Annotated in this window: 12 protein-coding genes; 8 read left to right on the forward strand and 4 right to left on the reverse strand. The window is 58.1% G+C overall.

Going from position 1 to position 7419, the window contains the following annotated elements:
- Positions 1–414: alpha/beta fold hydrolase (locus WBV42_RS09785; protein ID WP_423985860.1), on the reverse strand; the 414-nt coding region annotated here is incomplete at its 3' end.
- Between the two features lie 54 nt (positions 415–468).
- Positions 469–1035, reverse strand: a complete 567-nt coding sequence (locus WBV42_RS09790) for a response regulator transcription factor (RefSeq protein WP_423985861.1) — start codon at positions 1033–1035, stop codon at positions 469–471.
- Between the two features lie 200 nt (positions 1036–1235).
- Between WBV42_RS09790 and WBV42_RS09795 the strand changes: the two genes are divergently transcribed.
- The 5 genes from WBV42_RS09795 (at position 1236) to WBV42_RS09815 (ending at position 4480) form a co-directional block, all read left to right on the forward strand.
- Positions 1236–1529, forward strand: a complete 294-nt coding sequence (locus tag WBV42_RS09795; RefSeq protein ID WP_423985862.1) for a hypothetical protein — start codon at positions 1236–1238, stop codon at positions 1527–1529.
- A gap of 290 nt (positions 1530–1819) precedes the next feature.
- Positions 1820–2212 carry an IS200/IS605 family transposase gene (gene tnpA / locus WBV42_RS09800; RefSeq protein ID WP_423985863.1) on the forward strand — a complete coding sequence of 131 codons (393 nt, stop codon included), beginning with the start codon at positions 1820–1822 and terminating at the stop codon, positions 2210–2212.
- Positions 2212–3441, forward strand: a complete 1230-nt coding sequence (locus WBV42_RS09805; RefSeq protein ID WP_423985864.1) for an RNA-guided endonuclease InsQ/TnpB family protein — start codon at positions 2212–2214, stop codon at positions 3439–3441. Before tnpA ends, WBV42_RS09805 begins: the two co-directional genes overlap by 1 nt.
- A gap of 153 nt (positions 3442–3594) precedes the next feature.
- The gene (locus WBV42_RS09810) at positions 3595–3882 is read left to right on the forward strand and encodes a hypothetical protein (protein ID WP_423985865.1); all 288 of its coding nucleotides are present in this window, start codon (positions 3595–3597) and stop codon (positions 3880–3882) included.
- 55 nt (positions 3883–3937) lie between these two features.
- Positions 3938–4480 carry a SprT-like domain-containing protein gene (locus WBV42_RS09815; protein WP_423985866.1) on the forward strand — a complete coding sequence of 181 codons (543 nt, stop codon included), beginning with the start codon at positions 3938–3940 and terminating at the stop codon, positions 4478–4480.
- 7 nt (positions 4481–4487) lie between these two features.
- Here the strand turns inward: WBV42_RS09815 and WBV42_RS09820 are convergent, their stop codons facing one another.
- Together WBV42_RS09820 and WBV42_RS09825 are read right to left on the reverse strand one after the other, a co-directional pair.
- Complete coding sequence (locus WBV42_RS09820) at positions 4488–4850, reverse strand: DUF7344 domain-containing protein (protein WP_423985867.1); 363 nt, start codon at positions 4848–4850, stop codon at positions 4488–4490.
- A 64-nt stretch (positions 4851–4914) separates the two neighbouring features.
- Complete coding sequence (locus WBV42_RS09825) at positions 4915–5361, reverse strand: universal stress protein (protein WP_423985868.1); 447 nt, start codon at positions 5359–5361, stop codon at positions 4915–4917.
- A gap of 223 nt (positions 5362–5584) precedes the next feature.
- Between WBV42_RS09825 and WBV42_RS09830 the strand changes: the two genes are divergently transcribed.
- The 3 genes from WBV42_RS09830 to WBV42_RS09840 form a co-directional block, all read left to right on the forward strand.
- Positions 5585–5893 carry a winged helix-turn-helix transcriptional regulator gene (locus WBV42_RS09830; protein WP_423985869.1) on the forward strand — a complete coding sequence of 103 codons (309 nt, stop codon included), beginning with the start codon at positions 5585–5587 and terminating at the stop codon, positions 5891–5893.
- A gap of 166 nt (positions 5894–6059) precedes the next feature.
- A complete protein-coding gene (hemH, locus tag WBV42_RS09835) occupies positions 6060–7109 on the forward strand; it encodes a ferrochelatase (protein ID WP_423985870.1) in 1050 nt (349 codons plus the stop codon).
- Positions 7106–7419: FAD-dependent oxidoreductase (locus WBV42_RS09840; protein ID WP_423985871.1), on the forward strand; the 314-nt coding region annotated here is incomplete at its 3' end. The genes hemH and WBV42_RS09840, both read left to right, overlap by 4 nt.

A 7419-nucleotide genomic window follows, 5' to 3' on the forward strand; every position in this document is an offset into this window, starting at 1 on the left:
GTCCGGACCCATATCGGGCGGTCCGTACATCCCCGCGGGGTCTTCGAGAGCGATCGCACGCGGGAGGTCGGGATGTGTCGCGGCCGTCCACGCCGCCGTCGATCCACCCATCGAGTGACCGATCAGGATCGGGTCGTCGAGGGAGAGCGCTTCGACGAGTCCGACGAGGTCGGCGACGCGGTCCTCAATCCCGTACCCCGATTCGGGGGCCTCGGATCGACCGTGACCGCGGGCGTCGTACGTCACGATGTCGTACTCGTCCGCCAGATCGGCCACCAACGGTTCCCAACATCGACCGTTGGCGTAGAAGCCGTGTGCCATGACCAGCGACGGTCCCTCGCCGGTGCGGTAGTACTGTAGATCGACGCCGTTCACGGGACAGGAGTCCGTCGTCCAGTCGTCGGGAAGATTCATACGAAAACAGGTCGGAACGAATCCAAAAACGTGTCGACCGGAAAATCAGTCGATTCAGTCGAGGTCGCGAAACGCGCCGACGAAGTCGTCGTGGCTCTCGAGGTCGTCTCGGGAGTCGTCGACGGACTCACGAAGCTGCTCGACTTCCGCCTGCAGTTCCTGATACTGCTCGTTCCGGTGGAGTTCGTCTTCGTCCTTCTCCGTTTCGAGGACGGCCTTCTTGGAGGCGAGCGAGAAGTACTCCTGCATCTTCGCGTCGTATTCGACCCGTGTCAGCATTCCACTGACGGTCGTGTACAGGTCGTCCTTCGAGACGGGTTTGACGAGATAGTCGTCGAACCCCATATCGATGATGTCGTAATCGGGTTTGACGGCAGTCACCATCACGACTCGGGAGTGAAGTTCGCGGTTTCGAAGTTCCGCGAGCACCTCGTCGCCGGAGAGACCGGGCATTCGTCGGTCGAGTAAGACGACATCGACCTCGTCGTCGAGCATACCCAGCGCCTCACGGCCTTCGTACGCTCGCCGAACGTCGTAGGAGTCCTCTAACCATGTCGCATAGAGGTCGGTTACGTCTGCCTCGTCATCGACGACGAGTATCGTTGATTCTTCAACAGCCATGATTGGATTCGAGTGTGCCGGTTTTTCCACCGAACGGGATTTGTTAATGAACCATTCGCTAAAGCATCTTTACATCTTGTGGTTACGAAATCCAAGAATAGTTATAGATGTGCTCAAACATCCAGTCTACCATACATTCACCAGTACCGGAATAAATAACAGGGATGACTCCGAAGAAAGGACTGGTATGCCGAAATCCAGTGGTCGATTTTGCCGGACGCTCCGGCAGTAACACTACCCCCCAAGACCGATTCGAACGGCTCATCGAACTACCACCGAGTGCAAAACTCGTCTATCGGGTTCTCACGGACGAATCGCCGATGACACAACAGCAGGTTCGGACGGACGCCTTGCTACCGGCACGCACGACACGTGATGCATTGATGAAACTCAAAGAGGAAAACCTCATCGAGGAACGGTTATATCTTCCCGACGCTCGAAAGCGGCTCTACGCACCACTCGAAGTCGTGCGACCCGACGATGTGACGGAGTAGCTGAACCTCCCATTTTTGCAGAAGATCGAAAGAATTGTCTTGTGAATGAAAATTATAGATAAACGCACCGGGAAGGTGCGTACCCTGACTGATAGTCGTCAACACGTTCCGCCACCGTCCCCAGCGAAAACAAAAAGCCCCCGGTTATCTTTAAACAGCGAGAGAATCCCGCCGTTTACGGCGAACGTGAATCGCGTAAGCTCCATTCCACAAACCACGACTACAGCATACTGAATACCCCACGGAGTAAGCTTTAATGCAATTGGCCGAGTAGATATCGGTGAGTCCAAATGGTGTATAACCTGCAAACCGGGTCGCACACCGTCTACGCGCTCCAATATCACTTTGTGACCGTCACAAAATATCGCGCAGACGTACTTACCGATGAAATCAGCGAACGCATCGGAGAAGTAGTGAACGACCTCGCAGGCGACTTTGGCGTTGAAATCCAGACCGTGAACGGTGGAAGCGACCACATCCACATTTTGTTCACTGCGAAACCAACCACCGACATGACGAAGTTCATCAATTCGATGAAGGGCGTCACGTCACGGAAAATCCGTAGTGAATACCCTGAAGTCAAACAATCGCTCAAGGATTCGTTCTGGCAACCGGGATACTTCCTCGCAAGTACCGGGCAAGTAAGCATCGACGTTCTCATGGACTACGTGGAGAATCAGTGATGTCTGTGACGGCAACCAAAACGCTCCAAGCGACACTTGCCCCACCGACTACTCACAAGGAGGAGAAACTACAGAAAACGCTGAAAACGTACCGTGAAGCGTTGGACGAAGCGTTCGATTCAGGCGCGGATACGATGGGCGGCGTCAGTGATGTTGTGACGCCCTACGACCTCCCGTATCAGGCGAAAGCCGCGCTGTGTAGCTACGTTCCGAAGCTCCGGAAGACGTACAACGCTCGTGAAATTGACGACGAGCATCCGCTTCGACTCACGAACCAAGCCGCAAAGTTCGACCACTCGGACGAACGCGAATACGAATTCACGTGGTGGGCACCGCGCCCGGGGCGTGGAACGAACTTCTGGATTCCGCTCCGGATTAACCCCAAGCAAGAATCGCTGTGGTTCGATTTGCTGAACCAAGACGCCAAAGCCGGTGAAATACGGCTACAGAAGCACCGGAAGAATTGGGTACTCCATGTCACCGTCGAGTACTCGATTGACGAACCGACGACAGACGGTGACACCACACCAATCGGGCTTGATATCGGTGAGACTGCGCTAATTACGGGCTGTGCCCTCAAGCGTGGTACGCCGACAAGACCCGTTCTTTGGAGTGGCAAGCGTGCGAAACACCTTCGCAAGGAGATGTCTACCACACTTCAGCGACTACAGGAACGCAATGCAGAATGGCGCATTGACGAACGGTTCGACTACTACCAGAACGCTTTGACGGATATCGTGGAGAAAGCCAGCAGCGAAGTAGTGGACTACGCTACTGGTTTCGAGAATCCAGTAATCGTGATGGAGGACTTGACATACATCCGTGAGAATCTGGATTACGGCAAGTACATGAATCGGCGTCTTCACGCATGGGCCTTTGCGCGGCTACAGGGCCGTATTGAGGACAAAGCAACGGACGCCGGTATCTCGGTCAAATACGTCAATCCTGCCTACACAAGTCAAACGTGCCACGAATGCGGTCACATCGGAAAGCGCGGTTCGCAAGCCAAGTTCCGATGTACGAACGACGACTGTCACGTTTCGACGTTTCAGGCGGATATCAGTGCCGCCGCAAGCATTGCTCAACGGGTTGACCCGTGGGGAGAGAGTTACACTTGGAAAACGTGTGACGATGACTCGCCACGGGATGGGAGCAGTTGTGACACCGCCGTAAGACCACCCAAGCGGAGCGCACCTACGCAGATGACGCTTGGAGCGTATGAGTCTTAAAACCTTACCAGCCAATCTGGTATTCCTCTTGGAGAGGAAGCCCCGTCGTTTACGACGGGGAGGATGTCACTACAAGTGCATTATATAGCAAGGGCCGGTCGAACGGCCGCCGTCCCATTCATGGTCGTTCGTCACGTTCGTTTATCGAGAAGCATGACGTCGGACAACCACGGTGGAATGGGTTCTCGCCGGCCACGAATCGAAGCTTCGGACCCACAACACGAAACGGAACAGCGCCTTTACGAGCGGTTACACGCCGAAATCGCGTCCCTCCATCGACGCCTCGCGGAAACCCAACGAAGAGTGGCGACGCTCGAAGCGGAACGGGAGCGATGGCAACGTGTCCTTCGGGCGTGTTCGATGTGTGGGCGGGTCAGCACGCGGCCGGAACCCGACGATAGGTGCCCCTACTGCCAGACCGGTCGGCTCCATCGGTTGTAGTCGGGACTGGGGGAGACGGGCAACGCTATAATCCGTCGATTCGAACCATCGTCCGATGGGGCCGGAAACCCGCGATGAGTTGCTCGACGCAGCGGAACGCTACGCCAGAACGGTTCCGATCCCGGTAGATTTCGAGCGGATCGAGTGGGAGTGTTCGGACCGCGCAGTCCGCCGTACGGGTGCCTGTCTCTACGATCGCCGAACCGAGCAGGTAACGATTCGATTGACGTGGGAGGCCTATCGCTCGTTCGGGTGGGACGAGTTCACGGGGACGATTCGACACGAACTGGTTCACGCGTGGGAGTTTCAACGGTTCGGTGAGTCCGGACACGGACGACGGTTCAAAGCGAAGGCGCGCGAACTCGACGCGCCACACCACTGTCGTTCGTTCGCGGACGCGCGTCTCCGCCTCGTCTGTTCGTCCTGTGACTGGGAGGCACGGCGGTTTCGTGCATCCGAGGCGGTCAAGCGACCGGCGAAACGACGGTGCGGAAGCTGTGGTTCGCGGTACCGGGTTGAGCACGTCGAGAGCGGGAGACGGTGGCGAACGCACGCCGGATATCTGGTCGCACGACGGAAGCTCGATGGCGATTGGTAACGACGAGTCAGTCGGTAATCATCCCGATGAACGTGAGCAGCTCCGCGAGCGGTTCCGCGTTGCCTTCCGGATACAGCGTGCCACTGGGACCGTCGGGCGCGGACAACACGTCGGCGTCTTCCAGGACCGAGATGTGCTGTTGATAAAACGTCGTGTAGACGGTCGTTCGGTTGTCCGTCGTCCAATCGGAGCCGAACTCCCGAGCGGTGACTTCGTCCACGAGCGTCCGCATCGGAATTACGTCTGACACGTTCGCCATAATGGAGATAGCGTGTCGGCGACGTTCGACGCGACACAGGTTGAACAGGTCGTCGTGGGACAGCTCTATCGGTGAAGAAACAGGTTTACTACCGAACAATCGTCCCAACATTGATACTATTGTCAGCAGATCATCAACTTACGTGTTGTGGTTCGGAGGAAACGAGAGGTGGGGATTATTCCGTGACGACGGTGACGGCACCGTCGAAATCGAGAATGACCGACTGCGTTCGGTCGCCGAACAGCGCTTTCCCCGTTGGGGAACGCTTCCGGCCCGCGAGGAAGACGTGGTCACAACCGAGGTCGGTTGCGGTGGCGAGAATTTCGTCGCGCTCGTCGCCGACGCGACCCACCGCCTCGTATTCGACGTCGACGCCGTCGAGTACCTCACGCCCGAGGTCAGCGGCGAACTGTCGAGCACCTTCGAGCGCCTGCCCTGCGGTGTAGGAGCTTTCGAGGTTCGGAATTTGTTCCAAGGACGTTCTCGTCTCCTCGTACTCCTCGTTGGTCGTGACGTGGAGCAAGACGAGTTCCGCCCCGACGCCCGCGGCGAGTTCGCCCGCTTCCCGAACCAATGCTTTTGCCGACTCGGATGCCTCGATGACGGCGAGTGCCCGTTTCATACCAAATATCGCCAAACCCATAGGATAAATAATTTAGGTTATAGGTTGACGATATCGGGCGAGTCAGTCGACGAGTTACTAGCACGAAACGTTTCGACAGGTCGGCGACGAAGCCTCACGATTCCGTGCTCGGCCTGCCGACCATGGTCGGTATCACTTTGTTACGTGGTTGGAATACGAACCGATATATACCTTCGCGGAGTTGGGTGCAACGAGAACACGAATGTCTTCGGAATCTCTTGACGTCTGCCCGGTCATAAAATCGGTCGAGCAAATCGGGTCCCAATGGCGATTGGTCGTCCTCCACGATCTACAGGACGGCGAGAAGCGCTTCAACGAACTCAAACGCTCGACGGGTGCGAGTTCACGGACGCTCTCGCGTGTGTTGGATGACCTCGGCGAGATGGGTTTCGTCAATCGCCGTACCGAGGAAGACGCGCCGATAGCGACCTACTACAGCCTCAACGAGAAAGGTCGCTCGCTCTGTCCGATCTTCGAGGAGCTAGAGCTGTGGGCCGCCGAGTGGCTCTAGCCGAAAGGAATCTCTCTGAGGGCCATCAACTGGGAATCGTTCGTGAGATACAGCTCCATTTCGAGTGCGATTCGTTTTCCAAACTGGACACCGTCTGACCCGTGATAAAATCCTCGACGACGCGGCAAACGACAACTATTCGGCGTATCCGCCCCGAACATCGACTATGACGACTGGCGTCGTGGTACTCAATTTCGGCGAGCCGGACGAACCGACGCGGGAGAACGTGCTCGGCTATCTCGAGCGCATCTTCATGAACAACGCCGACCTCGAAGGGGATACCACCGAGGAGGAAGCGCGCCAACGGTCCCGGCAGTTGGCCGAGCGACGTGCCCCCGGACTCATCGAGGAATACGAGGAGATCGGCGGATCGCCGCTCGACCCACAGGCGAAAGCGCAAGCCGACGCGCTGGAGGCCGAACTCGACGAACGGGGATTCGACGCGACGACTTACGTCGGGTTCCAGTTCACCGAGCCGTACATCGGGGACGCAGTCGAACAGGCCCGCGAGGACGGCGTCGACGAACTCATCGGGCTTCCCGCGTACCCGCTCTGTGGGGCCTCGACCACCGTCGCCTCGCTCGAAGAACTCACGAACGCAGTAGAAGAGCAGGGCTGGGACGTGCCGGTCCACGAGGTGACGGGATGGCACAGACACCCGACGTACAACCGGATCCGCGCGGAGAACATCCGCGAGTACGCTAACGAGGAAGGGCTCGATCTGACCGACGACGGCACCGAACTGCTGTTTTCGGCACACGGAACGCCGAGCCACTATCTGGACGAGGGCAGTCGCTACGACGTGTACGTGAACGAGTTCTGTGACGTGATGGCGAGCGAACTCGGCCTCGAATCGTACGCGCTCGGCTTCCAGAACCACGGTAACCGCGAGATCCCGTGGACGGAACCCGAAGTCGAGGATGTCGTCGCCGACCTCGACGCGGAGCGCGTGGTCGTGGACCCCATCAGCTTCATGCACGAACAGAGCGAGACGCTGTCCGAACTGGACGACGAACTCCGCGAGGAGGCCGAAGAAGCGGGCCTCGACTTCTACCGCGTGCCGGTTCCACACGACGACGAACGATTTTCCGACGTTCTCGCCGACCTCGTGGAACCGTTCGTCGCCGGATTCGACCCGTCGTACTACCAGTTCCGCCAGTGTCAGTGTAAGGACACGCCGGGAACGATGTGTCTCAACGCCCCCCTCGACGAATGACGGTCGGAATCGTCGGCGCGGGCATCACCGGCCTCGCGCTCGCCCACAACCTCGACGAGGCGGGAATCGACTACGTCGTCCTCGAAGCCGACGACGAACCGGGCGGCGTGATTCGGAGCGGCCGCGTCGATGGCTACCTGCTGGAGTGGGGCCCACAGCGCCTGCGACGCACGGGACCGGTAGACGAACTCATCGCCGACCTCGGCCTGGAGGACGAAGTCATCGAAGCCGGGGACACGAAGTTGTTCGTCTACGCGAACGGCGCGCTCCGTCGCGCGCCGTTCTCCATCGAGGAGTTCGGCACCACCGA

This window comes from Haladaptatus sp., from assembly GCF_049589095.1.
Taxonomy (GTDB): Archaea; Halobacteriota; Halobacteria; order Halobacteriales; family Haladaptataceae; genus Haladaptatus.

Excerpts from the sequence above, each read along its gene's own strand:
- WBV42_RS09790 (WP_423985861.1), bottom strand. The coding sequence starts at position 1,035 with ATGGCTGTTGAAGAATCAACGATACTCGTCGTCGATGACGAGGCAGAC.
- tnpA (WP_423985863.1), top strand. The coding sequence starts at position 1,820 with ATGGTGTATAACCTGCAAACCGGGTCGCACACCGTCTACGCGCTCCAA.
- WBV42_RS09805 (WP_423985864.1), top strand. The coding sequence starts at position 2,212 with ATGTCTGTGACGGCAACCAAAACGCTCCAAGCGACACTTGCCCCACCG.
- WBV42_RS09810 (WP_423985865.1), top strand. The coding sequence starts at position 3,595 with ATGACGTCGGACAACCACGGTGGAATGGGTTCTCGCCGGCCACGAATC.
- WBV42_RS09815 (WP_423985866.1), top strand. The coding sequence starts at position 3,938 with ATGGGGCCGGAAACCCGCGATGAGTTGCTCGACGCAGCGGAACGCTAC.
- WBV42_RS09820 (WP_423985867.1), bottom strand. The coding sequence starts at position 4,850 with ATGTTGGGACGATTGTTCGGTAGTAAACCTGTTTCTTCACCGATAGAG.
- WBV42_RS09825 (WP_423985868.1), bottom strand. The coding sequence starts at position 5,361 with ATGAAACGGGCACTCGCCGTCATCGAGGCATCCGAGTCGGCAAAAGCA.
- WBV42_RS09830 (WP_423985869.1), top strand. The coding sequence starts at position 5,585 with ATGTCTTCGGAATCTCTTGACGTCTGCCCGGTCATAAAATCGGTCGAG.
- hemH (WP_423985870.1), top strand. The coding sequence starts at position 6,060 with ATGACGACTGGCGTCGTGGTACTCAATTTCGGCGAGCCGGACGAACCG.